The following is a 25,149-nucleotide window of genomic DNA, read 5'->3' as shown; positions in this document are numbered from 1 at the left end:
ATTCGTTCGGAACATAAAGTACCTATAACAAACAACGTATCGTTCATGGACGCGTGCCGGCAAGCCGGAACATTTCGTTCCAATGCTGCCGTTCACCGCAAATCTGCGCCGCAGGGCCGAGGCGCTCGGCCTCTCGAATGCCGAGGTCGCCCGGCGGGCCGGTCTGAGTGAGCGGCGCTACGCGAACTACGTCGCCGGGACGCGGGAGCCGGATCTGGCGACCCTGCTCCGCATCGCGAAGGTTCTCGGCGTCACGCCCGACCCCCTGCTCGGCGCGAACGAGGTTGAGCCGGACGCCGGCTCGCTTCTCCACGACCGCTTGGTCCTCGCTGCGCGCACGCTGAACGAAAGCGATCTGGAGGGCTTGGTCGTCCAGGCCGAAGCCCTGGCGAAGCTGCGGTCCACGGACCGTCCGGTTCCGAAGACTTCGGTGTCCGGCCAAGACGCCTGAGCGGCGCCTCCATCCTGCCCCGTCTTTGCGTGGTTGCGGTCGCAACGATGGGGGTTATCTTCGCCTGTCCGGCCGGATTCCGAGGCTGGTCATTGCCCGGATGATGGTGCCGGCGGAGGGGATCGAACCCCCGACCTTCGGTTTACAAAACCGCTGCACTACCGCTGTGCTACGCCGGCCCGGCTGCTCGCGAGCCGTCACTTGCTAGCAGCCGGGGCGCGGCGGCTCAAGCCGGCGCGAGGGCGGCGCGGGCGGTGCCGGGGCGCAGGGTGCCGGTCAGCAGGTCGACCTGGGCCGAGAGCCGCGCCAGGGAGGGGCCTTGCGCCGCCTGCGGTCGCTCCGGCAGGGCGGGCTCGTCCGTGCCGAGCGCCTTCAGCGTGTCGACGATCCAGTCCTTCCAGGCCGGGGCGACCGGCCCCGCCGCATCGGGGGCATGGCGCAGGACGGAGAGCCGGGCACTGATTCGCCGCAGGGTCGCGTCTGCCACCATCGCCGATTCCACCTCCGGGTGGTGCCCTGCGCGCGGCTGTTGCAGGGCACGGGAGAGGGCCGCTTCCAGATCGTTCAGGGCGAGACCCGCCGCGCGGGCCGAGGCCTCGATCGCCGCGTCCCGGCCCTCGCCGGAGGCGAGCACGGCGCGGGCGAAGGCGGCGTGGGTGACGAGGGCGCGGCGCAGCTCCCGCCGCACCTGGTCGGGCTCCCAGATCGGCCAGAGCAGGAGGCAGCTCGCCACGGCGATCAGCCCGCCGAGCACCGTGAAGCCCGCCCGCTCGGCCACGATCTCCCAGGAGGAATGGCCGGGCTCCAGCACCTCCACCAGCAGCACCACGAGGGGTGTGAGGCAGGTGACGAAGAAGCCGTAGGAGATCTGCCGCGCGGCGAAGCCGACGATGCTGAGCGCCAGGATCAGCCCCGCCTGCCACAGGGGCGTGGCCGCGAAATAGGCGAGCACGGCCCCCACCAACCCGCCGAGGACCGTCCCGCCGATCCGCTCCAGCGCCCTCTGCCACGTGGCGGCGTAATAGGGCTGCATGGTCAGCACCAGGGTGATGACGAGCCAGTGCGCGAAGGTGCCGCCGTAGCTCAGCGTGCCCGCCAGCGCGGGCGCCGCCACGGCGGTGGCCCGCACCGCGTGGCGCAGGTTCGGCGAGGAGGTGGTGAGGTTCTGCACGAGCGGGTCGAGGGTGCGCGCCCGCCAGCCGAGCCGTCCGCCCTCGTCGAGGCCGCCGGGCCGATAGCCCTCCGGCGTCGAGAGCTTGGCGCCGATCCGCACCCGGCCGACGATCCGCTCCGCGAGCCGCGCCAGCGTCGGCTCGGCGGAGAGCCCTTCCGTGGCCCGCGCCAGGGCCGGTTCCAGGCGGGCGAGGTCGAGGCTCGCGTCGTCGCGGATCGCGCGGGCGATCACCACGAGGAGCGGGCGCAGGCGCCGCAGGAAGCGCTTGGCCGCCGCGCGCTGTTCCGGTGCGGGCCGGCTGTCGAGCAGCTCGGTGATGGCGATGAGGTTGGAGAAGATCTGCTCGGCGCTCTCCAGCCGCAGCAGCGCCTGCGCGGTGCGCTCCGAGACCCGCTCCCGGCTGCGGGCGAGATCGAGGATCATCGCGCGGGCGGTCTCGATCCCCGTGCGCACGCCCCTCCGGTGGGCGCGGGCATGGCCGTCGAATGCCTCGGTCTCCGGCTCGGGGAGGGCCGCCAGCCGTTCGAGGTCGCCGACCAGCCGGGCGAGGCCGCGCCAGACATCGGCCACCGCCCGGTGCGCCGGCCGGTAGGGGTGCAGGCGCCAGATCACCAGGGCGAGGAAGGTGGCCCACAGGCCGCCGGCCGCGAACATCACGGCGGTAAGCCCGGCCTGTTCGGGCGTCAGCGCCCGGTCGAGGGCGATGCACACCACCACGACGAGCACGTTGCCCGCCGCCTGCGCCTGGATGCTCCAGACGCGGATATAGGTGCAGGCGAAGATCACGGCGCAGGCGACGGGCACCACGATGGGCAGGCCCATCGGGCGCAGCAGGCCGAGCCCGCCCCAGACGAGGCCGCCGACCAGCGAGAAGGCGGTCAGCGCCCGCAGGCGCACCCGCATCGGCCCGCCCGTGTCGCAGAAGCAGGCGAGGTTGGCCGCGAAGGCCATGGAGAGGAGCGGCGGCCAGTCCACGATGGCGTGGAGCAGGAACACGACGCCGAAGGCGAAGCCCGCGCGCACGCCCTCCGAGATCTGGATGCTGCGCAGGTCGAGGGCGATCGGCAGGCGAGCGAGGTCGGCGCCCGGCTGTCCGAGGCTGCCGCGCCCGTCGTTCCTCCCGCGCCGGACGCGGTGGGGCGAGGGGGCCTGCGGGGAGGGGGCGGACAAGGAGGCGTTCCTGGTGGGCGTGGCCCGTGAGGTGTCGAAAACCGGCCCGGCGCGCAAGCCGTTCCGCCGCAGGGCCGGCGCCACGCCTTGACCGAAGGGCTCCTCCATGGCTTTTCGGGGGCGGCCGGCACCAGACCCCGTAGCTCAGCTGGATAGAGCAGCCGCCTTCTAAGCGGCAGGTCGTAGGTTCGAGCCCTACCGGGGTCGCCAGCCGCAGCCCGCCTCAGGACGCGGAGAGCCGCTCCTTCGCCCGCGCGAGGCGCGTCGCCCGGTAGATCTGCCCGAGATGCTGGCGCGCCGCGCGCACCGGGGGCGCCTGCCGCTCGGCCTGCGCCGCGTGGATGATCCGCAGGACGGAGGCCACCGAGCGTTGCAGCCGCCGCTCGGCATCGAAATGGTCGTGTCCGTCGCGATCCTGCATGGTCTCGTCCCTGTGCCGTGCCGGTTTCCCGGGTGGCCCAGTGTCGGGACGAGGCTTGGCCGGAAAAGGGCAGCTTGGCCGTAAGGCAACCCGCCGCCCCGTCCCGTCCCCGGCCTTAAAGCCGCAGCTCCTCGTGCCAGGTGCGCCCGTCGCGCTCGATCAGGGCGATGGCGGCGGTCGGCCCCCAGGAGCCCGCCGCGTAGGGGCGCGGGGCCTCCGGCCGCTCGGCCCAGGCGTTGAGGATGGTGCCGGCCCAGGCCCAGGCCGCCTCCACCTCGTCCCGGCGCATGAACAGGGTGGCGTTGCCGCGCACCACGTCCATCAGCAGCCGCTCGTAAGCGTCGGGGTAGCGCTGCTTGAACGTCTCCTCGAAGGAGATGTCGAGATCGGTCGGCCGCAGGCGCAGGCCGCCGGGGCCGGGATCCTTGGTCATCACCTCGAGCTTCATGCCCTCCTGCGGTTGCAGGCGGATCACGAGGCGGTTCGGCTCCCGGCCGAAGGCTTCGAGCGGGAAGATCGAGAACGGCGAGGCCCGGAACTGCACCACGATCTCGGACAGCTTCTGGGGCAGGCGCTTGCCGGTGCGCAGGTAGAACGGCACCCCCGCCCAGCGGCCGGACTGCACCTCGACCTTCATGGCGACGAAGGTCTCGGTGCGGCTGTCGTGGCCGAGCTCGTCGAGATAGCCGGGGACCGGCTGCCCGCCCACCGCCCCCGCGACGTACTGGCCCCGCACCGTCACCGCCTGGATGTCGTGGTCGGTGATCGGCTTCAGGGCGCGCAGCACCTTCAGCTTCTCGTCGCGGACGGAGTTGGCTTCGAGGTTGAGGGGGCTCTCCATCGCCGTCAGGCAGAGGAGCTGCAGGATGTGGTTCTGCAGCATGTCCCGCAGGGCGCCCGACGTGTCGTAATAGCCGGCGCGGCCCTCGACGCCGACCGTCTCGGCGACGGTGATCTGGACGTGGTCGATCACGTCCGCCGTCCACAGCCGCTCGAAGATGGTGTTGGCGAAGCGGAGCGAGAGCAGGTTCTGCACCGTCTCCTTGCCGAGATAGTGGTCGATGCGGAAGATCTGCGATTCGGGGAAGACCTCACCCACCGCGTCGTTGATCGCCTGGGCGGATTTCAGGTCCTTGCCGATCGGCTTCTCCAGCACGACGCGGGATTTCTCGCCGATCAGCCCGTGCTTGGCGAGGTTGCGGCAGATCGCGCCGTAGAGGTCGGGGGAGGTGGCGAGGTAGTAGGGCCGCACCTGATCCGGCCGTTCGGCGAGCTTGTTCGCCAGATCCTCCCAGCCGTCGTCGCCCGTGCCATCCACGGCGACATAGTCGAGATGGGCGAGGAAGTCGGTCAGCGCGTCGTCCGGCAGGTCGTGGCCCGGCACGAATCGCTTGAGGGCGTCGCGGGCATGCTCGCGGAAGGCATCGACCGAGAGGTCCGAGCGGGAGGCGCCGATGATCCGGCTGGTGCCGGGGATCTGGCCATCGCGGAAGCGATAATACAGGGCCGGCAGGAGCTTGCGCGCGGTCAGGTCGCCGGTCGCGCCGAAGACGACGCAATCGAACGAGGCGACGGGAATGATCGTCGTGGCCAAGGGCGGCTCCCTCTGTGGCGGCATACCCCGCGTGGCGGCTCCCGAACGAGCCTGGGAGGGGCTGGGCTTACCCCGGTGCAGGAGCCGCGCCAAGGGCGGCTCCCGGGGCCGAGAGTCTACCCTTCCATGTGCCGCTTGAACGCCTCGGCATGATCGGGGTGCCAGCGGGAAAGCGCGGGGCGGTTCGCGATGATGTCGCCCATCGCCCATTCCATGCGCTTCTCGTCCTGTTCGCGCGTGGTCTCGTTGTCGGGGCAGAGGATGTAGAAGTCGCCCTGCTCCATGCGCTCCAGCATGAAGGTGATCGTCTCCTCCGGCGTCCAGGCGCCGGCCGGCTTCTCGGCGACGCCCCGGGCCTTGGCGAGGCCGGTATAGACGAAGCCGGGAATCAGCAGATGCGCGCTGGTCCGGCAGCCCTCGCGGCTGCGCAGCTCGTGGGCCAGCGCCTCGGTGACGGCCTTCACCCCCGCCTTCGAGACGTTGTAGGGCGCGTTGCCCGGCGGCGTGGTGATGCCCTGCTTCGAGCCCGTGACGATCACCGCGCCGGGCCGCCCCGATTCCGCCATGGCCGGCGCGAAGGCGCGGATGCCGTTGACCACGCCCCAGAGGTTCGTGCCGATGATCCGCTCCCAGGTGGCGGCGTCGGAGAACAGCTTGCCCCCCGCCTCGACCCCGGCATTCAGCATCACGAGGGCGGGTGGACCGCCGCGCAGCACGGCCGCCGCCAGCGCCTCCATGGCGCCCCGGTCGGAGACGTCGGTCGGCACGGCGCGCACGTCCACCGCCGCCAGGGCGCCCACCTCGACGCGGGCGGCGTCCAGGGCCTCCCCCGGCAGATCGGCGAGCCAGACATTCATGCCGGCGCTGGCGAAGGCCTTCGCGGCAGCGAGGCCGATGCCGCTCGCGGCGCCCGTCACCACCGCGCTGTGGCCTGGGCTGATCGCGGGGTGTCGGGACATCGCTTCCTGCTCCATCTTCATGCGAAGGCGTGAGATGGGGCAGGGTGGCGGGAAGGCCATCGCCCCGCAAGGCCGGCGGCGGCAAGGAAGCGCATGTCGATCCCCCTGAATCGGCGAAGCCTGCTCGCGGGGGTAGCGGCGTCCGGCCTCGCTCAGCCTGCGGTCGCGGCCACAGCGGATTTCGGGCCGCTCGCCAAGCCGTCATGGTCGCCGGAGGGGCCGCAGGGCGCAGCCGCGCGCAAGGGCCTCGCCTTCGGGGCGGCGGTGCCCTCGAACCTCCTGAACCGCAGCGCGGAGTTCCGGACCCTCCTCGCGCGGGATTGCGGGCTGCTTCTCGGCAACAACGAGATGAAGATGGCCGTCGTGCTGCCGGAGCCCGGCCGCACCGATTTCGCCCCGGCCGATTCGGTGGTGCGCTTCGCCCGCGCCCACGGGCAGCGCCTGCGGGGGCACGCCCTCGTCTGGCACGAGGCCCTGCCGGGCTGGGTCGCGCCGCTCCTCGCCGGGGCGGGGCCGGCGAAGGCCGAGGATTTCCTGCGCCGCTGGGCCGGGACGGTGATGGGGCGCTACCGGGGGATGATCGCCTCGTGGGACGTGGTCAACGAGGTCATGGCCGGCTACGGCCCCGTCACCCGCGCGGACGGGCTGCGCGAGTCGCCCTGGCTCGCCGCGCTCGGGCCGGATTACATCGACCTCGCCTTCCGCATCGCCCACGAGGCCGATCCCCAGGCGGCCCTCGCCTGGAACGAGGATTCCCTCGAACACGATTTCCCCTGGGCGGAGGCCAAGCGGGCCCGCGTCCTCAAGCGGCTGGAGGCGATGCGCGCCAAGGGCGTGCCGATCCGGCGCTTCGGCATCCAGGCGCATCTCGTCAGCGATCAGCCGTTCGATGCCGGCAAGTTCCGGCGCTTCCTGCGCGAGATCGGCCAGATGGGGTTCGGCCTCGAGATCACCGAGCTCGACATCGACGACAAGGCCTATCCCGGCGACCCGAAGGCGCGGGACCGCGCGGTGGCGGATTTCGCCCGGCGCTTCCTGGATGTCGCCCTGGACGAGCCGGCGCTCCTCAACGTGGTGACCTGGGGCCTGTTCGACGGCGATACGTGGCTCAACGATCATCCCGACCATCGCCGCCGGGACGGGCGCCGCCAGCGCCCGCTGCCCTTCGATGATATGATGCGGCCCAAGCCCTTCCGCGAGGCGCTGATCGCGGCCTTTCGCCATGCGCCCGATCACGCGGCCTCACGGGCGCGCCTGCGTGGCACAGCGTGAGCGGCGGCGCCGGAGGGGATTGGTAACCATCGCCCCCCATTCTCGGCAGCGACCGCGCCGTCCCAGGCGCCGTCGGGAGAGTTGCGTATGGTCCCGACCCAGAGCCGCCCCCGTGCCGCCCTCGCGGCCGGCCTCTGCCTGTCCGCCCTGCTGACCGGGACCGGACCCCTCTCTGCGCAGGACCTGGCGGTCGGCGCGCCGAAGGAGCAGCCCGCCCCTGAGGCAGCCAAAATAGAGCCGGCAAAAGAAATTGCGGCCAAGCCGGTCGAGGCTGTCCCGGCCGCCGCTCCACCCGTTGCCGAGCCCGGCCCCGTGAAGGCTGCCGAAACCCCGCGCAAGAGCCGCGAGCAGGCGCCGCTGGTCTACGCCAAGGTCTCGACCGACCCGGTCCCGACGCTCTCGCCGCAGACCTTCCTGAACACGCTCCGCGCCGCCGAGCGCTACGCCGCTTTCGTGGAAGCGGGCGGGTGGGAGAAGGTGCCCGACAGCCTCATTACCCTGAAGCCCGGCGAGCGGCATCCGGCGATCCCGGCCCTGCGCCACCATCTGACCCTTGAGGGCGACCTGCCCGCCGATGCCCCGCCGAACGACCGGCTCGACCCGCCGCTGGTGGCGGCGATCTCAGCCTTCCAGGCCCGCCACGGCCTGCCCGACAGCGGGATACTTGGTCGGCTCACGATCAACGCGCTGAACGTTCCGGCGGAGATCCGCCAGAAGCAGCTTGCGGCTTCGGCGGCCCGGCTGATGGCCACGAAATTTCCGTTCGGCGAGCGCTACGTCGCCGTCAACATCCCCTCGGCCACGGTCGAGGCGGTGGAGAACGGGCAGGTGGCGCGCCGCTACGTCGCCGTGGTCGGCTCCCCCGACAAGGCGACGCCGACCATCGAGACGCGCATCACCGACATCAACTTCAACCCGACCTGGACGGTCCCGGTCTCGGTGGTGAAGAACGAGATCATTCCGCAGATGCGGAAGAACCCCGGCTATCTCGCCAAGAACCGGATCCGCATCCTCGGGCCGGGCGGGACCGAGGTCGACCCGACCAAGGTCGATTGGGCGACCGAGAAGGCGGCGAACTACACGCTGCGCCAGGATTCGGGCCTCGACAATTCGCTGGGGCAGGTCCGCATCGACATGCCCAACCGTTTTGCCGTCTACATGCACGACACGCCGGCCAAATCGCTGTTCGCGCGCTCGGTGCGCTTCCACAGCCATGGCTGCGTCCGCGTGGGGCAGGTGAAGGAGCTGGTCGGCTGGCTGTTGCAGGGCGTCGAGGGGCCGAACGGGCCGGGCTCGACCTGGGGCCCGATGGAGATCGAGACCGGCATCGCCGATGGCGAGCGGCGGGACATCAAGCTGCCGAAGCCGGTGCCCGTCGCCTTCGTCTATCTCACCGGCTATGCCGGGCCGGACGGGCGGGCCCAGTTCCGGGACGACGTGTACGGGATCGACAGCCCCAAGCCGGCCGCGCCGGCGGCGGCGCCCCTCGCGACGGCCAAGCCGTCCGAGCCCGCCGCCACGGGCTCCGTCGGCGTCCGCGCCGCGAGCCCCCGCCCGGCACCCCAGGTCGTCGCGACGGAGCGCCGCAATACGGACGCGCCCGCCCTTCTCCGCTGAGGGAGACCCTGCCATGCGGCGGGGGTAGGGAGCGGAACCAACCCGTCGCGTTGCGATTGCAGGTGTGAACGCGGCCGGACCCGCAGTGGACCGGCCCGCATCGTTACACCACCTGCCATGGGAGCCTGAACGATGGCCAAGGCCAATCCGGTCAGCCGCATCGAGAGCGATCGCCTCAACACCCCGACCGATCTCGATCCGAACGACACCAAGAAGATCGCCGAGGGGCTCACCGTCCTCCTGTCGGACCTCTTCGCCCTCTACATCAAGACGAAGAACTTCCACTGGCACGTCAGCGGCCCGAACTTCCGCGACTACCACCTGCTGATGGACGAGCAGTCCCAGCAGATCTTCGCGATCATCGACGCCGTGGGCGAGCGCGCCCGCAAGATCGGCGGCACGGTGCTGCGCTCGCTCGGCCAGGCCAAGAGCCTGACCCGCGTCGCCGACAACGACGCCGAGTATGTCAGCCCGCTCGACATGCTCAAGGAGCTGCGCGACGACAACAAGGCGCTTACCGCGCACATGCGCGAGCTGCACGAGATCACGGACGAGGCCAACGACGTCTCGACCACCTCGCTGCTGGAAGAGTGGATCGACCAGTCCGAGGAGCGCACGTGGTTCCTCTACGAGGCCACCCGCAACGCGACGGACGGCGGCCACTGAGCCACCCAAGGTGAGATGAGGAAGCCCTGCGCAGCGATGCGCGGGGCTTTTCTTTGTGCCGCTGTCAGGCCGGCGGCGCACCACCATCGGTGAACAGGATCGTCTCGTAGTCGCGCGCCCCGTTCAGGATGTGAAGCACATCGATGCATCCGGCCGCCTCGCTGACCCGGTAGAAGATCAGGTAGCGGCCGAAGACGCGGCGGCGGATCCCGGTTTGCTCGTAGCGTGGGACGAGGGGACAGGCTTGCGGCGCCTCGGCGATCCGCGCGCAGCAGGACACAAGTTCGCCGACGAAAGTCGCGGCCCGTGCCGGGTTGTCAGCCGCGATGAAGTCGCCGATTTCCTCCAGGTCCGCCTCGGCTTCGGCGGTGAGGACGACCCTCATCGGCTGCGGTTCTGCTCCATGGCGCGGTACTTGGCCTGCAGCCTGTCCGCCACGTCACCGATCGGCGCGACCCGGCCGGCTTCGGCATCCGCGAGCCCACGGGCGAGCGCGGCATCCAGGGCCGCGAGCTTCTTCTCCCGCTCCTCGACGAGGCGCACGCCCTCGCGCAGCACCTCGCTGCGCGAATGGTAGCGACCCGTCTTCACCAGTTCGGTGACGTAGCGTTCGAGGTGGGGGCCGAGATTGGCACTGCTGGGCATGGCGGCACTCCTGCTAGATCATGCCCTGTGGTGATAACTGTTATCAAGGCTGCTCACGCGTCCTCCGCCAGATCCAGCCGCACCTTCATCACCCCCGGATCCTCCGGGTCGCGCTTCTGGGTGAAGCCGAGGCGGCGGCAGACGGCGAGCATCGGGCGGTTCTCCGAAAGCACCGTGCCCTCCACCCGGCCGATTCCCTCCGAGCGCGCCCAGTCGATCATCAGCCGCATCAGCGCGAAGGCGAGGCCCGTGCCGCGCACGTCCTGACCGACGCCGATCGCGTATTCGCCGCTGTCGTTGTTGGCGTCGGCGTGGAGGCGCACCGCGCCGAGCATCCGCTCCCGCCCGTCCGGGCCGATCTCCACCGCCACGAAGGCGATGGCGCGGGCGTAGTCGAGCTGCGTCAGCCGGGTGAGGAAGGCGTGGCTGAAGGCCCGCACCGGGCCGAAGAAGCGCAGGCGCAGGCTCTCCGGGTCGAGGTTCTCGAAGAACACCCGGAACAGGTCCTCGTCCTCCGGCCGCACCGGCCGCACCCGCACGGTTCGGTCCTTCAGGTTGAGGATGCGCACCCATTCCACCGGATAGGGGCGGATCGCGAAGCCCGGATGCCCGCCGCCGCGCCGGTCGCGCGTGCCGAAGCGGCTCAGCGGCACCCGGCCGATCCGCACCCGCGCGTCGAGGGCGAGCACCCCCGTCTCGTCGGCGAGCAGGGGGTTGATGTCGAGTTCGCGCACCTGCGGCAGGTCCGCGGCGAGCTGGGCGATCTTCACCAGCGTGAGGGCGATGGCCGACAGGTCGGCGGCGGGCACGTCGCGGTAGGCGTCGAGGCGCCGCGCCACCCGCGTGCGGCCGATGAGGTCGCGGGCGAGGATCATGTCGAGGGGCGGCAGGCCCAGCGCCCGGTCGTCGATCACCTCGACGGCGGTGCCGCCCCGGCCGAACACCACCACGGGTCCGAAGACCGGATCCTCCGCGAGCCCGGCGATCAACTCCCGCCGGCGGCCCCGGCGCACCATCGGCTGCACGGCGAAGCCGGTGACGCGGGCATCCGGCCGCTCCCGCCGCGCCCGGGTGAGGATGCTGCGCGCCGCCTCGCGCACGTCGGCCTCGCTCGTGAGGTCGAGGTGGACGCCGCCGATGTCGGATTTGTGCACGATGTCCGGCGAGACGACCTTGAGCGCCACCGTCTGCCCCGCCGCGATCAGCGGCCACGCGGCGGCGGCGGCCGCGTCGATGTCGGGGGCCAGCGTCAGCGGCACCGCCGGGATGCGATAGGCCGAGAGCAGGGCGCTCACCGCAATCGGGTCGAGCCAGGAGGCCCCCTGGCGCAGGGCGTCGGCTACGATCCGCCGCGCCGCCTCGGTGTCGGGGGAGAAATCGCGCGGCAGCGAATCGGGCGTGCGCATCAGGTCGTCCTGCGCCTCCCGGTAGCGGACGAGGTGCAGGAACCCTTCGATCGCCTCCGAATCCGAGGAGAAATGCGGGATGCCGGCGCCCGCGAAGGTCTCGCGCACGGCTTCGGCCTCTCCGAGGGAGACGGCGAAGACCGGCTTCTTGCGTGATTGGCCCTTGCGTGCCTGCGTCACCGTCTCGGCGATGGCGGCGGCCACGGCCTTCGCGTCGGAGCGGATCGTCGGGACGTGGATCGCGAGCACCGCATCGCCCGCGTCGTCGGTGAGCAGCGGCGCCAGCGCCTCCGCGAAGGCGGGGCCGCCCGCATCCATGCCGAGATTCACCGGGTTGCCGGCGGGGATCGCGGCGAGGAGGCCGGATCGGTCGGCGAGCTTGTCGGCCGCCAGCCAGCCGATGCCGAGCCCGTTGGTGAGGATCGACAGGCGCTTGCCGGGGAAGGGCCGCTGCCGGCCGAGCGTCTCGACGGCGGCGAACATCTCGTCGAGATCCTGCACGGCGAGCAGGCCCGCCCGGCGGAAGGCGGCGGCGTAGACTGCGTCCGGCCGGGCCAGCGCGCCGGTATGCGTCACGGTGGAGCCCGCCCAGCCCGGCGCGTCCGGGCGTCGGCGTCCGGCGCGCAGCACCACCACCGGCTTCGCCCGCGCCGCCGCGCGGGCGGCGGACATGAAGCGGCGGGCATCCTCCACGCGGTCGAGGCAGAGCAGGATCGCGCGGGTGCGGATGTCGGCGGCGAAATGGTCGAGGCAATCGGAGGCGTCGATGTCCAGGGCGCCGCCGAGCGCCATCACCGCCGAGAACCCGTTCCCCCGCCGGCTCGCCCATTCCACGATGGCCGCCGCCACCGTCCCGGATTGCGAGATCAGCGCGAGGTCCCCCGCCGAGGGGGCGTGGGCGAACAGGCTCGCATCGAGTTGTCGCGATGGCACGCACAGGCCGGCAGTGCTGGGCCCTAGCAGGCGCAGCCCATGGGCGCGTGCGGCGATCCGCGCCCGGGGGCCGGGATCCTCCGGCCCGGTGCCGAGCCCGGCGGTGAGGATGATCGCCGCCGCCGCGCCGATCCGCCCCGCCTCCTCCACCACCTCCGGCACGCCCTCCGGCGGCACCGCGACGACGACGAGATCGGGAGCCGAGGGCAGGGCCGAGAGGCTCGGGGCCGTGGCGAGCCCCTCGATCTCGGCTTCCGCCGGATGCACGGGCAGGATTCGACCCGGATAGCCCGAGCGGCGCAGGTTCGCGAGCGCGCTGCGGCCCACGCTGCCCTCGCGGGCGCCGGCGCCGACGAAGGCGACCGAGCGCGGGGCGAGAAGCCTGTCGAAACGATAGGTGCTCATGCCGTCCCCGGCCGCATCGGGCGATCCACAGGTTTTCCCCGCTGCTTCAGGATCGGGCAAGGGGGGCTTGCGAGGTTGAAAGCCTCACGACCGATCGAGTTGCCGATGCCGATACCGTCCGCGCGCCCCGCTTCGCCCGGCGCGGGCGAGGAGCCCGCCCGCCCGCCGAACCTCGTCGCCCGCCTGTTCTGGACGGGGGTGACGGGCGCGTCCATCGCCTTCTGGTACGGGCCGGCGGCCTTCGCCGGCACGGGGCTGGCGCTCGCCGCCGTGCTGGCCCGCCATCTCGACCGGCCGCGCCGCCTGCGCGCTCGCGTCCGCCGCATCGCCCGGCGCCACGGCGAGACCCTGGCGCTCCGCCGCCGCCAGGAGCGGTTCGAGGACGCCTATGGCAACCTCATCGACGACGGCTGGCTGCGCGAGTGCGCGTATTTCCTCGACCGCACGGTGCTGCCGCAACTCGGCGCCCGCGACGCCGACCTGTTCGACCGGGAGCGCCCCCGGATGCTCGCGGAGATCGAGGCGGCGGCGGCCGACATCGACCTGCCCGACGAGGACGAGGCGCCGGAGGACGGCATCGATTACGAGCGTTTCTGCGCCGGGCTCCTGGCGCGGGCGGGCTGGCGCACCCACCGGACCCCGCCGAGCGGCGACCAGGGGGCGGATGTCGTGGCCGAGCGGGAGGGAATTCGCCTCGTCGTTCAGTGTAAGCGGCTCGGGCGCCCGGTGGGCAACGCCGCCGTGCAGGAGGCCGCCGCCGCCCTGCGCTACTGGGAGGGGGATCGCGCGGCGGTGGTCTCGAATGCCGGCTTCACCCCCGCCGCCCGCCGCCTCGCGGGGGCCACCGGGGTGCTGCTGCTCCACCATGGGGATCTGGAGGAGCTGGACGTTACCGCGGACGGGGCTTGGGAATGATCGTCAGCAGCCGGGCGAATCGATCCGGCTCAAGCACCCAGACCGAGCGGATCGTGGGCTCACGCCCATCCGGGCCGCGCAGTGACCCCTCGCAGACGATTCGCGTCGCGCCGAACTCGTCCGTCGTCGAGCGGATGTCGGGCGCGCGACTGAAATGATCGACCAGCGCGTCGGCGAGGACGGCTGGATCGGACGCGGTGAAGCCGAACCGCAGAAGGAAGATCGCCTTCGAACGGCCCTTCGGATGCGTCGGATCGAGGAGGTAACCGACCAGCTTCTCCCGGCCTACATGCAGGCCAAGGGGCGTCGGACCGTCATGGCTCACGGCGCATGGCGGCCGAGGCGTCTCAGGTCTTGCGGCCGAACGGTCGCGATGGCGCCTTCCGGCTCGGCGAATTCCACGAAGAACGCCTCACCCTCGCGCCACACCCCAAGGATGGTGCCCTCCCGGCCGACCGGGATCGTGTCCCCATCGTCGCTGACGACGGGCGCGAGCACGACGACGTCGTCGAGTTCCCGGAATTGGCTTCCGGGCTCGTCCTTCCGCAGCAGGTAGGAGAAATCGACCGACATGGAGGACAGTGTGGCGTGCCGCCCCGTCCTCGGCAAGTCGCTCAGGCCAGCGGACCGGGGATCGCGCTCTCGGCCTTCACGAGCAGGCGTGCCTCGTGGCGGCGCACGAAGGCCCAGAGGGCGATGCCGCCGAAGATCACCAGGGCGAGGAGGGTCAAGCCCACCGGCCCGGCGATCTTCTCGATGGAGCGGCCGCAATAATACGAGCCGAGACCCATGCTTGCCGCCCAGGCAACACCGCCTAGCGCGTTGAAGACGAAGAAGCGGCGGGCATCCAGGCGGTTCACCCCGGCGAGCAGGGCCGCGTAGGCGCGCAGCATCGCGGTGAAGCGGCCGAAGAACACGATCTTCCCGCCATGCCGCCGGAACAGGTACTGCCCGAGCTTCAGCCGGCCATGGTCGAGGGCGATCAGGTGGCCGTAGCGCAGCAGCAACGGCATGCCCCAGCGCCGCCCGGCCCAGTAGCCGAGGTTGTCGCCCAGGATCGCGGCCGTCGCGGCGGCGGCGATCACGCCCGCGATGTCGAGGTTGCCGGTGCTGCCGGCATAGACCGCCGCCGAGATCAGCACGGTCTCGCCGGGGCAGGGCACGCCCGCGCTCTCGAGCGTGATGATCACGAAGATGGCGATGTAGCCGTAATTCGCGATCAGGTCGGCGATGGGCAGATCGTGCAGGAAGGCCATGGGTCCTCGGGGGCCGGCTGCGGACTGAAGGACGCTGCCTTAGCCCGCAGAACATGGCCTCACGAGGGCGCGCCCGTCAGGCCCCCGGTCAGAGCACCTTCAGGAGGGCCTCGGCGCCGGACGCCTCGGCCTTGGAGGGCGATTCCTCGACGTTGAGGATCCGCACCACGCCGTCCTCGACGAGCATGGAATAGCGCTTGGACCGTGTGCCGAGGCCGAAGCCCGTGCCGTCCATCTCCAGGCCGACCGCCTTGGCGAAGTCGGCATTGCCGTCCGCCAGGAATTCGATCCCGTCGGCGGCGCTCGCCTTGGCCCAGGCGTCGAGGACGAATACGTCGTTGACGCTGGTGACGGCGATGGCGTCGATGCCCTTGCCCAGGATCTCGTCCCGGTGCTGCACGAAGCCCGGCAGGTGGTTGCGGTGGCAGCTCGGGGTGAAGGCGCCGGGCACGCCGATCAGCACGATCCGGCGCCCCTTGAACACGTCGTCCGTGGTGCGCGCCATCGGGCCTTCGGGGCCATTCACCCGGAAGGTCGCCTGAGGCAGGTGTTCGCCGACCTGGATCATTGGGTTTCTCCGCTGGGTCGGCGCTGACGTAGCGTGATGGGATGGGCCTGTCGAGGCAGCCTGTGTCGCGGGATGGAAATCGAAGCCACCCAAATCCATTGTCCGCTGGACAACACACCGGAGCGGAGCCAGCATAAGGCCATGCCGACCACCCTTCCCCCCCGGCAGACGGCGCTCTCCGGCTCCAGCTTCCTCGATGGCCAGTTCCTGGTCGCGATGCCGGGGATGGCGGACGAGCGTTTCGCGCGCTCGGTGATCTACATCTGCGCCCATTCGGCGGACGGGGCGATGGGAATCATCGTCAATAAGCCGGCTACCGACATCAGCATGCCGGACCTGCTGGTGCAGCTCGACGTGGCGCCCCAGGCGGACGCGATCCGCCTGCGCGAGCGCGTCGGCCACATGCCGGTGCTGATGGGAGGGCCCGTGGAGGGGCGGAGGGGATTCGTCCTGCACTCGGACGATTTCCATATCGCCCAATCGACGCTCATCATCGATGACGGGATCTGCCTCACCGCCACGGTGGAGATCCTGCGCGCCATCGCCAGCGGCGAGGGGCCGGCCAACGCCGTGCTCGCCCTCGGCTATGCCGGCTGGCAGGCGGGGCAGCTGGAAAGCGAGATCATGGCCAATGGCTGGCTCAACTGCCAGGCGGATCCAAGCCTGATCTTTAACCCCGACTTGGACGCGAAATACGAGCGGACGCTCCGCGAAAACGGGATCGATCCGGCCATGCTCTCCGCGAGCGTCGGGCGGGCCTGACGGGCCGCCCTCCGCAATCCATTACTCGGGTTCGGGGCCGCCGAACACGTCCGGGTTCATGCCCTCGACGGAGGGCTTCGGCTTCGGCTTGCGCGGGGCGGCGGCCGTCGTCGTGGTGGGCGCGGCGGTGTTGGCGCCCAGGCGCGTCGCCAGCGCCAGCGAGCGGTTCTCGGTGAAGCGCAGGTGGCAGAAACCATGGGTGCCCTCGCGGGCGTAGCTCCGGCAGAACTGCTCACGGTCCGCCGAGAAGGCGGCCTGCTCGGCGACGATCGGGCGGACATCCTCCCGGCGGGCGCGCTGGGTCATCAGCTTGTAATTGTCGCGCACCGACTTGTCCGCGACGCCCCGCGCCTGGTCGAATTCGCCCGCGCGGGCGATCAGCGTCGCGGCCGGCGGCCCCCACAACCCGACCGGCGTCGTCGCGCAATCGGCGGCGGAAAAGGTGCAGGTCTGGCCCGAATCGACGGTCGTCACCATGACGCCGCCCTCGGTCACGTCGAGGCGCAGGGGGCATTCGGCGGCGGGGGCCTCGTAGCGCGGCACGCCCTCCGGCTTGCCCGCCGAGGTGAGGGGGATCGGCTTGCCGCCCCCGAGCTTCACGCTGCAACTCTCGGTCGGCTGGGAAACCTTCGTGCCCGGCAGGGTCACGGCGGCGGTGAGGCCCGCGCCGGCGCGTTCGAGCTTCAGCGCGCCGTTCGTGCCGTTGAGTTGGAGGTCCTGGTTGAGGATTCCGTCCTCGCTGGGTGCCTTCAGCACCACCGGCCCGCGGGGAACGGGGGCGGGGCGAGCCGCCTCGGGGGCCGCGGCGCCCGGCTGGCCGGGTTCCTCCGGCGCGGCGGGGCTGGGGCCACCCTCCGGCACGCGAAGGGTCGGCACGGGCGGGCGTTCGGGCTTGATGCCGAACAGCCGTTCCAGGAAATTCTGCGCCTGGGCCGGGCGGACGGGCGCGCCAAGGGCGAGCCCCGCCGCGACGGCGGTGAGCAGGAGGATGCGGGTCTGACGGGGCTGGCGCGCGGGCAAGGACGGCTCTGTGGTGTTATTTTCCTGCGGGGGGCCTGTCACGATCCCACGGGACAGGGTTAACACGCCATCGGTGGCACTGACGTGGCAACGGAGCAACAAATTGCGGCTGCGCTGGCGGGTGTTTCGGTGCCGCGGGTTGAAAACCCGTGACGGACGAAGGCGCTGTTCGCGCGTCGCCCTTCACGCCGAGGCTTCTTGCGGCGCAGAGCGGCGGTTCTTATATCGCCGACGACGCGGGATTATCCGCTGGATTTCGGCCGTTCGCGGCCCTTGATCCGGCCCGGGTCCCGTACTCACATCAGATGCGTCAGTCTCCACCGCGAGTTCTGAAATGCCATGGGCCGAGCTGCTTCGGGGCTCGGCGGTCTGCTTGAACGCGACAGAAGAGGGATCCCACCATGGGTAAAGTAATCGGTATCGACCTCGGCACCACCAATTCCTGCGTGGCCGTCATGGAAGGCACGCAGCCGAAGGTCATCGAGAATTCCGAAGGCGCCCGCACCACCCCGTCGATCGTGGCCTTCACCGACGACGGCGAGCGACTCGTCGGCCAGCCGGCCAAGCGGCAGGCGGTGACGAACCCCGAGCGGACGTTCTTCGCCATCAAGCGCCTGATCGGGCGCACCTACGACGACCCGATGACCCAGAAGGACAAGGGTCTCGTCCCCTACAAGATCGTGCGCGGCGACAACGGCGACGCCTGGGTCGAGGCCGACGGCAAGAAGTACTCGCCGTCCCAGATCTCGGCCTTCACCCTTCAGAAGATGAAGGAGACGGCGGAGGCCCATCTCGGCCAGCCGGTCACGCAGGCGGTCATCACCGTCCCGGCGTACTTCAACGACGCCCAGCGTCAGGCGACCAAGGACGCCGGCAAGATCGCCGGCCTCGAGGTCCTGCGCATCATCAACGAGCCGACGGCGGCGGCGCTGGCCTACGGCCTCGACAAGAAGAAGGCCGGCACCATCGCGGTCTACGACCTCGGCGGCGGCACCTTCGACGTGTCGATCCTCGAGATCGGCGACGGCGTGTTCGAGGTGAAGTCCACGAACGGCGACACCTTCCTCGGCGGCGAGGACTTCGACAACCGCGTGGTCGAGTACCTGACCGCCGAGTTCAAGAAGGAACAGGGCATCGACCTGACCAAGGACAAGCTCGCCCTCCAGCGCCTCAAGGAGGCCGCCGAGAAGGCCAAGATCGAGCTGTCGTCCTCGACGCAGACCGAGATCAACCTGCCCTACATCACCGCCGACCAGACCGGCCCGAAGCACCTCGCGCTCAAGCTCTCGCGCGCCAAGTTCGAGTCGCTGGTGGACGATCTCGTCCAGCGCACCATCGAGCCCTGCCGCAAGGCCCTCAAGGATGCCGGCGTCACCCCCGCCGAGATCGACGAGGTGGTGCTCGTGGGCGGCATGATCCGCATGCCGAAGATCCAGGAGGTGGTGAAGTCCTTCTTCGGGAAGGAGCCCCACAAGGGCGTCAACCCGGATGAGGTCGTGGCCATCGGCGCGGCGGTGCAGGCCGGCGTGCTCCAGGGCGACGTGAAGGACGTGCTGCTCCTCGACGTCACCCCGCTGTCGCTCGGCATCGAGACGCTGGGCGGCGTGTTCACCCGCCTGATCGACCGCAACACCACGATCCCGACCAAGAAGTCCCAGACCTTCTCCACGGCGGAAGACAACCAGAACGCCGTGACGATCCGGGTCTTCCAGGGCGAGCGCGAGATGGCGGCGGACAACAAGCTGCTCGGCCAGTTCGACCTCGTCGGCATTCCGCCGGCCCCGCGCGGCATGCCGCAGATCGAGGTGACCTTCGACATCGACGCCAACGGTATCGTGAACGTCACGGCCAAGGACAAGGCGACGAACAAGGAGCACCAGATCCGCATCCAGGCCTCGGGCGGCCTGTCCGACTCGGACATCGAGCGGATGGTGAAGGACGCCGAGGCCAATGCCGAGGCGGACAAGCGCCGCCGCGAGCTGGTCGAGGTGAAGAACCAGGGCGAGAGCCTCGTGCACTCCACCGAGAAGTCGGTGAAGGAGTACGGCGACAAGGTCTCGGCCGCCGACAAGGGCACCATCGAGACGGCCATCACGGCCCTCAAGACCGCCCTGGAAGGCGAGGACGTCGAGACCATCAAGGCCCGCACCACGGACCTGATGCAGGCGTCGATGAAGCTCGGCGAGGCGATGTACGCCGCGAGCCAGTCGGCCGGGCCGGACGGCGCGGCGGCCAGTGGCGAGGCGTCGGCCGAGAAGAAGGACGACGTCATCGACGCCGACTTCCAGGAGGTCGACGACAAGGACCAGAAGAAGCGGGCCTAATCGCCACGCTCATCTGAAACTTTGCGGGGCCGGAGTGATCCGGCCCCGTCTTCGCTTGTGCGTGCGCACGCTCTCCTTCATCCGGGAGCAAGGCGCGGACGGGAAGGCACCTGAGGGCAGGGATGTCGAAGCGGGACTATTATGAGGTGCTGGGGGTCGCGAAGACCGCCACGGAAGGCGAGATGAAGTCCGCCTTCCGCAAGCTCGCGATGACCTACCACCCGGACCGCAATCCCGGCGACAAGGAAGCCGAGATCAAGTTCAAGGAGATCAACGAGGCCTATCAGTGCCTCTCCGACGGTCAGAAGCGCGCCGCCTACGACCGGTTCGGCCATGCCGCCTTCAGCCAGGGCGGTGGCGGCGGGCCGGGCTTCGGCAACGAGTTCGGCGACTTCATGTCGGACATCTTCGACAATTTCTTCGGCGACGGGCGCGGAGCCGGCGGCGGCGGCGGGCGCCGGACCGCCACCCCCGGTCGCGAGCGCGGCGCGGACCTGCGCTACAACCTCGAGATCACCCTCGAGGAGGCCTTCATCGGCAAGGCCGAGACCATCAAGATCCCGACCTCGATCACCTGCGAGACCTGCTCGGGCTCCGGCGCCAAGCCCGGCTCGAAGCCCCGTCCCTGCGCGACCTGCGGCGGCTTCGGCCGGGTGCGGGCGGCGCAGGGGTTCTTCGCCATCGAGCGGACCTGCCCGAACTGCCACGGGCGCGGCGAGATCGTGGACGATCCCTGCCCGAACTGCCAGGGCGCGGGGCGGGTCAACCGCGAGCGGACGCTCTCGATCAACGTGCCGGCGGGCGTCGATGACGGCCTGCGCATCCGTCTCGCGGGCGAGGGCGAGAGCGGCCTGCGCGGCGGGCCCTCGGGCGACCTCTACGTCTTCCTCTCGATCAAGCCGCACGAGTTCTTCCAGCGCGACGGGGCGGACCTGTTCTGCCGGGTGCCGATCTCGATGGTGACGGCGGCGCTCTCGGGCGAGATCACCGTGCCGGTGATCGACGGCTCGCAGACCCAGGTGCGCATCCCGTCCGGCACCCAGACGGCGAAGCAGTTCCGCATCAAGGGCAAGGGGATGCCGGTGCTGCGCTCGCGCGAGATCGGCGACCTCTACATCCAGGTCTTCGTCGAGACCCCGCAGAACCTCACCAAGCGCCAGCGCGAGCTGCTGCTCGAGTTCGACCAATCCGCCTCGCCGGAAAATCATCCGGAATCGGCAGGGTTCTTTTCCAAGGTTCGCGAGTTCTTTGGGGGCGCCGCGAAGGCATGAGCCCCCGCTCCGGCCATGCGCGCGCGGCACCCTGCCGTGGCACGGACGCCCTAGGCGGCGCCTTGGCCGGACGATAAGAACGTTAGCCTGCCACGCACATTCGACTCTCAACGGCATCGGGAATCCAGGACTTGCCGCCGCTGCGCCACTCCAGTGCAAAGGTCCCCGGCCTCGAAGGCCGCCTCCGCGAGGGCCGTCTTTTCGGGCCCCGCCGCGATCCGCTGGAGGACGAAGCGAGGTTCCTGCGTTCGTGGCTGGAACGGCCCCTCGTCACCGGGGCGGTGACGCCCTCGGGCCGGATGCTCGCCCGGACCATGGCCTCCTACGTCGATCCGCAGCAGGACGGCCCGGTGATCGAGCTCGGACCGGGCACCGGCCCGGTGACCGAGGCGCTGATCCGCCGGGGCATCGCGCCGGAGCGGCTGATCCTCGTGGAGTTCAACCCGGATTTCTGCCGCCTCCTCGCCCGGCGCTTTCCCGGCGTCACGGTGATTCGGGGGGATGCCTACGACATCCGCGCCACGCTCGATTCGGTGCTCGCGGAGCCCGGCGCGGCGACGATCTCCAGCCTGCCGCTGTTCACGAAGCCGCTGGAGCAGCGCCTCGACCTGCTCAACGCCGCCCACGACCTGATGCGGCCGGGCGCGCCCTTCATCCAGTTCACCTACGCGGTGGTGCCGCCCATTCCCGCCAAGTGCGAGGCCGGCAGCTACACCGCCGCGCCCTCGAACCGGGTGTGGCTGAACCTGCCGCCCGCGCGGGTCTGGGTGTACCGGCGGCCCTGAGTCACCCCGACCGTGTCCCGTCATTGCGAGCGAAGCGAAGCAATCCAGGGACGCGCCACGTCCGGTTAGGTCCCGCGTCCCTGGATTGCTTCGCTGCCGCTCGCAATGACGGTCGAGCAAACGATCCAGCTCGAATCGAAATCCCTTCCGCCTCCTCATCCTGAGGCGCCCGCCCCGGCGAGCCTCGAAGGAGGGCGAGGGTGGGAGAAACCGTGGAAAGGCTCGCTACCCGAACTGCTCCCTGAGAATCCGCTCGTCGAGGCTGTGCCCCGGATCGTGCAGGAGCACGAGGTCCGTGGTGCGGTCCAATGAGGTCTCCACGGTGCAGACCCGGCGAAACTCGGTGTGGTCGGCAACCGCCGCCACGGGCCGGTGGCCGGCATCCAGCACCTCGATGCGGATCCGCGCGTAATCCGGCAGCAGCGCCCCGCGCCAGCGCCGGGGCCGGAAGGCCGAGATCGGGGTGAGCGCCAGGAGCTTGGCGTCGAGCGGCAGGATCGGGCCGCCCACGGAGAGGTTGTAGGCCGTCGAGCCGGCGGCGGTGGCGCAGAGCACCCCGTCCGCGATGAGCTGTTCGAGCCGCACCTGCCCGTCGACGGAAATCTTCAGCTTCGCCGTCTGGTGCGTCTGGCGCAGCAGGTAGACCTCGTTGATCGCGCGCGCGACATGGGCACGGCCCTCCGTGTCGGTCGCCTGCATGAGCAGGGGGTGGATGACGCTGCGATGGGCCTTTTCCAGGCGCTCGCGCAGGTCGTCCTCCCCGAACTCGTTCATCAGGAAGCCGACCGTGCCCCGGTTCATGCCGTAGATGGGCTTCGGTGCATCCATGAAGCGGTGCAGCACCGACAGCATCAGCCCGTCACCGCCGAGCGCGACGACGACGTCCGCCTCCTCGGGCGAGACGTGGTCGTAGCGCCGCATCAGCAGGGCGGCGGCCTCGCGGGCATCGCGGGTCGGGCTCGCCACGAAGGCGATGGTCTTGGTGCGCATGGCGCTAGATCGGACAGGGCCGGAGCGTCGGGGTCACGTCGGGGGCTCCCAAGCTGTCGAGCGGACCCGCCCGGTTGACGTCGGCCGTCGCGGCACCCACTCAAGGGGACCGCGCGATGGAGGCATAGCATGGAGCGCCCGCTCCTCGTCTATACGACCTTTCCCGATGAGGCCTCCGCCCTCAACATCGGCGAGGCCCTGGTGCGCGAGAGGCTGGTCGCCTGCGTCAACGTCCTGTCCGGGATGAAGTCGGTCTATGCCTGGAAGGGCGCCGTGGAACGGGCGAACGAGGTCTCCGCCCTCCTCAAGAGCCGCGAGGGGCTGAAGGACGCGCTCTTCGCCGCCGTGAAGGCCCGCCACCCCTACGAGACGCCGATTCTCCTGACGCTCCCGGTGGACGGGGCCGACCCCGATACCCTGGCGTGGATCCTGGCGGAGACTCATACCAATGCCGGGTGAACGGCATGGTCCGACCCCCTCCGTCATTGCGAGGCGGAGCCGAAGCAATCCAGCGCGCGACCTTTCCGAATAAGTCCGCGCCGCCTGGATTGCTTCGCTGACGCTCGCAAAGACGATAAGGGCACCGAAGCGATCGACTGGGAACGGTCCTACGCCCCGCCGACCGGGTAGCTGCGCCCCTTCCACGTCGCCGCCCCGGCGCGCTCCCGGCGCAGCAGCACGTTCCATTGGATGGCCAGCGCCACGGCGATGGAGGCCGGGTGCAGGAGGATGGTCGCCGCCGGCTCGCGTGTCGCGACCGTGATCGCGGCGCGGGTCGCGAGCGAGAGGGCGAGCGCCAGTGCGGCGAGCCACGTGGCTTCCGGCGGCAGGAGGCCGAACAGCCCGGCGAGGACGAGGAACACCGGCAGGAGGTGGCCGAGGCCCAGCAGCGCCGTCCAGAGGGGCAGGGCGCGGGGGGTGGCGAGGCCTTCGTGGGCGTTCTTCGAGAAGCCCGCCCAGGCGGCGGGGAGGCCGTCATACATCCGGCAGGTGGCGATGCGGGCCCCCGCCACGAGATCGGTGCGGTAGCCCGCCCGGCGAAAGATCGGCGCGAGGCGCACGCCATCATGAAGGAAGGCCCGCACGGCGCCATGGCCCCCGGTGGCGGCATAGGCCTCCGCGTCGAACAGCACGAGCTGCCCGCAGGCGGTGGCGAGCGACGGGTTCGGCAGCTTCCGCATCAGCGGCATGGGCAGGTAGCCGAGGAGCAGGAAGTTGATCATCGGCACGGTAAGCCGCTCGCCGAACGTGTCCATGCGCTGGCGCGGCACGGCGCTCACCAGGGCCGCCCCGGTGCTCCGGGCGCGGCCCGAGAGGGCGGCGGCGGCCTGCGGCTGAAGCGTGACGTCGGCGTCGATGAACAGCAGCCACCGGCCCCGCGCCTGGCTCGCGAGGTGGGCGCAGGCGTGGTTCTTGCCGGTCCAGCCCTCGGGCAGGTCGGGCACGGGGGCGAGGCGCAGGCGCGGGTCGCCGAGGCCGGTGACGATCGCGGCGGTGTCGTCGGTCGAATGGTCGTCGCCGACGATCACCTCCACCGGCACGCCCGTGCTCGCCAGCGCCGCGCGCACGGTGCCCGCGATGTTGCCCTCTTCGTTGCGCGCGGGGATCAGGATGGAGACGAGGTCGTCGCCGGGTTCCGGCTCGGGGCTCTTCAGGACGAGGAGGTTCGCCACCGCGAGCCCTGCCGGCAAGAGGGCGGCGATCAGGCAGAGCAGGGCGAGGAGTGTGAGCATGGCCTCGCTCAGCGGCTCGGGCTGCGATGGGCTGGGTCGAAGCGCCGGCCGCGCAGGCGGGCGGCTCCGCGCCGCCACAGGTCGTAGAGGCCGCCGACACCCTTCCGCCCGGCGAGAAGCGGATGGAAGCGGGTGGGGTCGCGGCTCATCACGTCGGCGCCGAGGCGGTCGAGGGTGTCGGTGAGCGCCCCTTCGAGCCGGGCGAGGCGGTCCGCGCGGGGCAGGGCGGCGAGGTCGGCCGCGCTCATCGCCGGCCCGAAGGCGGCGAAGGCCTCGGCGCCGCGCTCCTCCCAGAAGGCGTATTCAAGCGCGAGCGGCACGAACAGCGCGTCGGGCGCCAGTTCCGCCAGCCGGGCGACACCGGGGCGCAGGCCGAGGGGGCGCAACCGCACGTCCTGGAAGCGGCCCTGCGCGGTGATCCACATCAGGGCACCGGGCCGGGCGAGGATGTCCCGCGCGGCGGCGAGGAACTGCGCCCCGCCCCGCGCGGTCTCGAGATCGACGCCGAAGGCGCCCATCCGCTCGAAGATCCGGTACTTGGCGAGCATCGCCGCATCGAACGGCGCGCGGTGGTCGCGGCCGGGATAGAGTTTTCCGGCGAGCAGGATGATCACCGCCGCATCCCACCACGCCGGGTGGTTGCAATAGATCACCACCGGGCCGGGATGCCCCGCGACCGGCGGGGCGCTCCACAGCGGCTGGTTCAGCCCGTCGAGGTGGCGCCGCAGGTAGCGGTCGAACCACGCCACCATGAAGCGCCACAGGGCGGGGGACGTGCGGGGCAGGGGGCGCCGGTCCCTCGTCCCCCCCTG

General features: G+C 70.8%; 25 protein-coding genes and 2 tRNA genes. 11 read left to right on the top strand and 16 right to left on the bottom strand.

The annotated features are described in order from the left end of the window. Nucleotides 1-82: 82 nt before the first annotated feature. Complete coding sequence (locus ACS5Q7_RS14365; RefSeq protein WP_478339971.1) at nt 83-451, top strand: helix-turn-helix domain-containing protein; 369 nt, start codon at nt 83-85, stop codon at nt 449-451. Nucleotides 452-555: 104 nt separating this feature from the next. On the opposite strand, the gene ACS5Q7_RS14360 is transcribed toward ACS5Q7_RS14365, so the two are convergent. Further along, nucleotides 556-630: transfer RNA gene (locus tag ACS5Q7_RS14360), tRNA-Thr, on the bottom strand. Nucleotides 631-677: 47 nt separating this feature from the next. Continuing rightward, entirely contained in the window at nt 678-2,795 is a 2,118-nt protein-coding gene (locus ACS5Q7_RS14355) for an FUSC family protein (protein ID WP_478339970.1), read from the bottom strand. A 133-nt stretch (nt 2,796-2,928) separates the two neighbouring features. Between ACS5Q7_RS14355 and ACS5Q7_RS14350 the strand changes: the two genes are divergently transcribed. After that, nucleotides 2,929-3,005 (top strand) — tRNA-Arg (locus ACS5Q7_RS14350). Nucleotides 3,006-3,018: 13 nt separating this feature from the next. On the opposite strand, the gene ACS5Q7_RS14345 is transcribed toward ACS5Q7_RS14350, so the two are convergent. The 3 genes from ACS5Q7_RS14345 to ACS5Q7_RS14335 all read right to left on the bottom strand — a co-directional run bounded on the left by ACS5Q7_RS14345 (nt 3,019) and on the right by ACS5Q7_RS14335 (nt 5,769). Next, the gene (locus tag ACS5Q7_RS14345) at nt 3,019-3,216 is read right to left on the bottom strand and encodes a hypothetical protein (protein WP_243959580.1); all 198 of its coding nucleotides are present in this window, start codon (nt 3,214-3,216) and stop codon (nt 3,019-3,021) included. A gap of 115 nt (nt 3,217-3,331) precedes the next feature. Continuing rightward, nucleotides 3,332-4,810 (bottom strand): glucose-6-phosphate dehydrogenase, encoded by a 1,479-nt coding sequence (zwf, locus tag ACS5Q7_RS14340; RefSeq protein ID WP_478339969.1) that lies wholly within the window; start codon nt 4,808-4,810, stop codon nt 3,332-3,334. A 116-nt stretch (nt 4,811-4,926) separates the two neighbouring features. Beyond that, entirely contained in the window at nt 4,927-5,769 is an 843-nt protein-coding gene (locus ACS5Q7_RS14335; RefSeq protein ID WP_478339968.1) for an SDR family NAD(P)-dependent oxidoreductase, read from the bottom strand. A gap of 93 nt (nt 5,770-5,862) precedes the next feature. Here ACS5Q7_RS14335 and ACS5Q7_RS14330 point away from each other — a divergent pair, with 93 nt between their 5' ends. The 3 genes from ACS5Q7_RS14330 (at nt 5,863) to ACS5Q7_RS14320 (ending at nt 9,324) form a co-directional block, all read left to right on the top strand. Then, on the top strand, nt 5,863-7,041 hold the full coding sequence (locus tag ACS5Q7_RS14330) for an endo-1,4-beta-xylanase (protein ID WP_478339967.1): 1,179 nt from the start codon (nt 5,863-5,865) through the stop codon (nt 7,039-7,041). A gap of 87 nt (nt 7,042-7,128) precedes the next feature. Next, the gene (locus ACS5Q7_RS14325) at nt 7,129-8,658 is read left to right on the top strand and encodes a L,D-transpeptidase family protein (protein ID WP_478339966.1); all 1,530 of its coding nucleotides are present in this window, start codon (nt 7,129-7,131) and stop codon (nt 8,656-8,658) included. 132 nt (nt 8,659-8,790) lie between these two features. After that, complete coding sequence (locus ACS5Q7_RS14320; RefSeq protein ID WP_478339965.1) at nt 8,791-9,324, top strand: Dps family protein; 534 nt, start codon at nt 8,791-8,793, stop codon at nt 9,322-9,324. Between the two features lie 64 nt (nt 9,325-9,388). Here the strand turns inward: ACS5Q7_RS14320 and ACS5Q7_RS14315 are convergent, their stop codons facing one another. Genes ACS5Q7_RS14315 through ACS5Q7_RS14305 form a run of 3 tightly spaced genes read right to left on the bottom strand, consistent with a single transcriptional unit; the run spans nt 9,389 to nt 12,713 of the window. After that, on the bottom strand, nt 9,389-9,709 hold the full coding sequence (locus tag ACS5Q7_RS14315) for a type II toxin-antitoxin system RelE/ParE family toxin (RefSeq protein ID WP_478339964.1): 321 nt from the start codon (nt 9,707-9,709) through the stop codon (nt 9,389-9,391). Continuing rightward, the gene (locus tag ACS5Q7_RS14310) at nt 9,706-9,969 is read right to left on the bottom strand and encodes a type II toxin-antitoxin system ParD family antitoxin (RefSeq protein ID WP_478339963.1); all 264 of its coding nucleotides are present in this window, start codon (nt 9,967-9,969) and stop codon (nt 9,706-9,708) included. The genes ACS5Q7_RS14315 and ACS5Q7_RS14310 overlap by 4 nt, the downstream gene beginning before the upstream one ends. A 53-nt stretch (nt 9,970-10,022) precedes the next feature. Beyond that, nucleotides 10,023-12,713 (bottom strand): bifunctional acetate--CoA ligase family protein/GNAT family N-acetyltransferase, encoded by a 2,691-nt coding sequence (locus ACS5Q7_RS14305; RefSeq protein WP_478339962.1) that lies wholly within the window; start codon nt 12,711-12,713, stop codon nt 10,023-10,025. A 105-nt stretch (nt 12,714-12,818) separates the two neighbouring features. Here ACS5Q7_RS14305 and ACS5Q7_RS14300 point away from each other — a divergent pair, with 105 nt between their 5' ends. Further along, complete coding sequence (locus ACS5Q7_RS14300) at nt 12,819-13,628, top strand: restriction endonuclease (protein WP_478339961.1); 810 nt, start codon at nt 12,819-12,821, stop codon at nt 13,626-13,628. On the opposite strand, the gene ACS5Q7_RS14295 is transcribed toward ACS5Q7_RS14300, so the two are convergent. From ACS5Q7_RS14295 to ACS5Q7_RS14280, 4 genes are all read right to left on the bottom strand, one after another. Next, nucleotides 13,603-13,953 (bottom strand): DUF6883 domain-containing protein, encoded by a 351-nt coding sequence (locus ACS5Q7_RS14295; protein ID WP_478339960.1) that lies wholly within the window; start codon nt 13,951-13,953, stop codon nt 13,603-13,605. The genes ACS5Q7_RS14300 and ACS5Q7_RS14295 overlap by 26 nt on opposite strands. Further along, the gene (locus ACS5Q7_RS14290; protein ID WP_478339959.1) at nt 13,950-14,201 is read right to left on the bottom strand and encodes a DUF4926 domain-containing protein; all 252 of its coding nucleotides are present in this window, start codon (nt 14,199-14,201) and stop codon (nt 13,950-13,952) included. The genes ACS5Q7_RS14295 and ACS5Q7_RS14290 overlap by 4 nt, the downstream gene beginning before the upstream one ends. A 41-nt stretch (nt 14,202-14,242) precedes the next feature. Next, the gene (locus ACS5Q7_RS14285; protein ID WP_478339958.1) at nt 14,243-14,884 is read right to left on the bottom strand and encodes a DedA family protein; all 642 of its coding nucleotides are present in this window, start codon (nt 14,882-14,884) and stop codon (nt 14,243-14,245) included. Nucleotides 14,885-14,972: 88 nt separating this feature from the next. Further along, nucleotides 14,973-15,452 (bottom strand): redoxin family protein, encoded by a 480-nt coding sequence (locus ACS5Q7_RS14280; protein ID WP_478339957.1) that lies wholly within the window; start codon nt 15,450-15,452, stop codon nt 14,973-14,975. 141 nt (nt 15,453-15,593) lie between these two features. On the opposite strand from ACS5Q7_RS14280, the gene ACS5Q7_RS14275 reads away from it, so the two are divergent. Next, nucleotides 15,594-16,214 (top strand): YqgE/AlgH family protein, encoded by a 621-nt coding sequence (locus ACS5Q7_RS14275; protein WP_478339956.1) that lies wholly within the window; start codon nt 15,594-15,596, stop codon nt 16,212-16,214. A gap of 21 nt (nt 16,215-16,235) precedes the next feature. On the opposite strand, the gene ACS5Q7_RS14270 is transcribed toward ACS5Q7_RS14275, so the two are convergent. Then, nucleotides 16,236-17,234 (bottom strand): hypothetical protein, encoded by a 999-nt coding sequence (locus ACS5Q7_RS14270; protein WP_478339955.1) that lies wholly within the window; start codon nt 17,232-17,234, stop codon nt 16,236-16,238. 401 nt (nt 17,235-17,635) lie between these two features. Here ACS5Q7_RS14270 and dnaK point away from each other — a divergent pair, with 401 nt between their 5' ends. The 3 genes from dnaK to ACS5Q7_RS14255 all read left to right on the top strand — a co-directional run bounded on the left by dnaK (nt 17,636) and on the right by ACS5Q7_RS14255 (nt 21,614). Next, nucleotides 17,636-19,558 (top strand): molecular chaperone DnaK, encoded by a 1,923-nt coding sequence (dnaK, locus tag ACS5Q7_RS14265; RefSeq protein WP_478339954.1) that lies wholly within the window; start codon nt 17,636-17,638, stop codon nt 19,556-19,558. Between the two features lie 122 nt (nt 19,559-19,680). Continuing rightward, nucleotides 19,681-20,829 carry a molecular chaperone DnaJ gene (gene dnaJ, locus ACS5Q7_RS14260; protein WP_478339953.1) on the top strand — a complete coding sequence of 383 codons (1,149 nt, stop codon included), beginning with the start codon at nt 19,681-19,683 and terminating at the stop codon, nt 20,827-20,829. A gap of 131 nt (nt 20,830-20,960) precedes the next feature. Further along, the gene (locus ACS5Q7_RS14255) at nt 20,961-21,614 is read left to right on the top strand and encodes a class I SAM-dependent methyltransferase (protein WP_478339952.1); all 654 of its coding nucleotides are present in this window, start codon (nt 20,961-20,963) and stop codon (nt 21,612-21,614) included. A 225-nt stretch (nt 21,615-21,839) separates the two neighbouring features. On the opposite strand, the gene ACS5Q7_RS14250 is transcribed toward ACS5Q7_RS14255, so the two are convergent. After that, a complete protein-coding gene (locus tag ACS5Q7_RS14250; RefSeq protein WP_478339951.1) occupies nt 21,840-22,604 on the bottom strand; it encodes an NAD kinase in 765 nt (254 codons plus the stop codon). A 129-nt stretch (nt 22,605-22,733) separates the two neighbouring features. On the opposite strand from ACS5Q7_RS14250, the gene cutA reads away from it, so the two are divergent. Beyond that, nucleotides 22,734-23,063 carry a divalent-cation tolerance protein CutA gene (gene cutA, locus ACS5Q7_RS14245; protein WP_478339950.1) on the top strand — a complete coding sequence of 110 codons (330 nt, stop codon included), beginning with the start codon at nt 22,734-22,736 and terminating at the stop codon, nt 23,061-23,063. Nucleotides 23,064-23,212: 149 nt separating this feature from the next. Here the strand turns inward: cutA and ACS5Q7_RS14240 are convergent, their stop codons facing one another. Continuing rightward, nucleotides 23,213-24,337: a glycosyltransferase family 2 protein gene (locus ACS5Q7_RS14240; RefSeq protein ID WP_478339949.1), complete on the bottom strand. Its 1,125-nt coding sequence runs from the start codon at nt 24,335-24,337 to the stop codon at nt 23,213-23,215. Between the two features lie 8 nt (nt 24,338-24,345). Continuing rightward, entirely contained in the window at nt 24,346-25,089 is a 744-nt protein-coding gene (locus ACS5Q7_RS14235; RefSeq protein WP_478340139.1) for a lysophospholipid acyltransferase family protein, read from the bottom strand. Between the last annotated feature and the right edge of the window lie 60 nt (nt 25,090-25,149).

This window comes from Methylobacterium sp. Gmos3, from assembly GCF_056430985.1.
The sequence above is the reverse complement of the archived record's forward strand: the minus strand, read 5'-3'. Positions and strand labels throughout refer to the sequence as shown.

Excerpts from the sequence above, each read along its gene's own strand:
- ACS5Q7_RS14365 (WP_478339971.1), top strand. The coding sequence starts at position 83 with ATGCTGCCGTTCACCGCAAATCTGCGCCGCAGGGCCGAGGCGCTCGGC.
- ACS5Q7_RS14345 (WP_243959580.1), bottom strand. The coding sequence starts at position 3,216 with ATGCAGGATCGCGACGGACACGACCATTTCGATGCCGAGCGGCGGCTG.
- ACS5Q7_RS14335 (WP_478339968.1), bottom strand. The coding sequence starts at position 5,769 with ATGTCCCGACACCCCGCGATCAGCCCAGGCCACAGCGCGGTGGTGACG.
- ACS5Q7_RS14330 (WP_478339967.1), top strand. The coding sequence starts at position 5,863 with ATGTCGATCCCCCTGAATCGGCGAAGCCTGCTCGCGGGGGTAGCGGCG.
- ACS5Q7_RS14325 (WP_478339966.1), top strand. The coding sequence starts at position 7,129 with ATGGTCCCGACCCAGAGCCGCCCCCGTGCCGCCCTCGCGGCCGGCCTC.
- ACS5Q7_RS14320 (WP_478339965.1), top strand. The coding sequence starts at position 8,791 with ATGGCCAAGGCCAATCCGGTCAGCCGCATCGAGAGCGATCGCCTCAAC.
- ACS5Q7_RS14315 (WP_478339964.1), bottom strand. The coding sequence starts at position 9,709 with ATGAGGGTCGTCCTCACCGCCGAAGCCGAGGCGGACCTGGAGGAAATC.
- ACS5Q7_RS14310 (WP_478339963.1), bottom strand. The coding sequence starts at position 9,969 with ATGCCCAGCAGTGCCAATCTCGGCCCCCACCTCGAACGCTACGTCACC.
- ACS5Q7_RS14305 (WP_478339962.1), bottom strand. The coding sequence starts at position 12,713 with ATGAGCACCTATCGTTTCGACAGGCTTCTCGCCCCGCGCTCGGTCGCC.
- ACS5Q7_RS14300 (WP_478339961.1), top strand. The coding sequence starts at position 12,819 with ATGCCGATACCGTCCGCGCGCCCCGCTTCGCCCGGCGCGGGCGAGGAG.
- ACS5Q7_RS14290 (WP_478339959.1), bottom strand. The coding sequence starts at position 14,201 with ATGTCGGTCGATTTCTCCTACCTGCTGCGGAAGGACGAGCCCGGAAGC.
- ACS5Q7_RS14285 (WP_478339958.1), bottom strand. The coding sequence starts at position 14,884 with ATGGCCTTCCTGCACGATCTGCCCATCGCCGACCTGATCGCGAATTAC.
- ACS5Q7_RS14280 (WP_478339957.1), bottom strand. The coding sequence starts at position 15,452 with ATGATCCAGGTCGGCGAACACCTGCCTCAGGCGACCTTCCGGGTGAAT.
- ACS5Q7_RS14275 (WP_478339956.1), top strand. The coding sequence starts at position 15,594 with ATGCCGACCACCCTTCCCCCCCGGCAGACGGCGCTCTCCGGCTCCAGC.
- dnaK (WP_478339954.1), top strand. The coding sequence starts at position 17,636 with ATGGGTAAAGTAATCGGTATCGACCTCGGCACCACCAATTCCTGCGTG.
- dnaJ (WP_478339953.1), top strand. The coding sequence starts at position 19,681 with ATGTCGAAGCGGGACTATTATGAGGTGCTGGGGGTCGCGAAGACCGCC.
- ACS5Q7_RS14250 (WP_478339951.1), bottom strand. The coding sequence starts at position 22,604 with ATGCGCACCAAGACCATCGCCTTCGTGGCGAGCCCGACCCGCGATGCC.
- cutA (WP_478339950.1), top strand. The coding sequence starts at position 22,734 with ATGGAGCGCCCGCTCCTCGTCTATACGACCTTTCCCGATGAGGCCTCC.
- ACS5Q7_RS14240 (WP_478339949.1), bottom strand. The coding sequence starts at position 24,337 with ATGCTCACACTCCTCGCCCTGCTCTGCCTGATCGCCGCCCTCTTGCCG.
- ACS5Q7_RS14235 (WP_478340139.1), bottom strand. The coding sequence starts at position 25,089 with ATGGTGGCGTGGTTCGACCGCTACCTGCGGCGCCACCTCGACGGGCTG.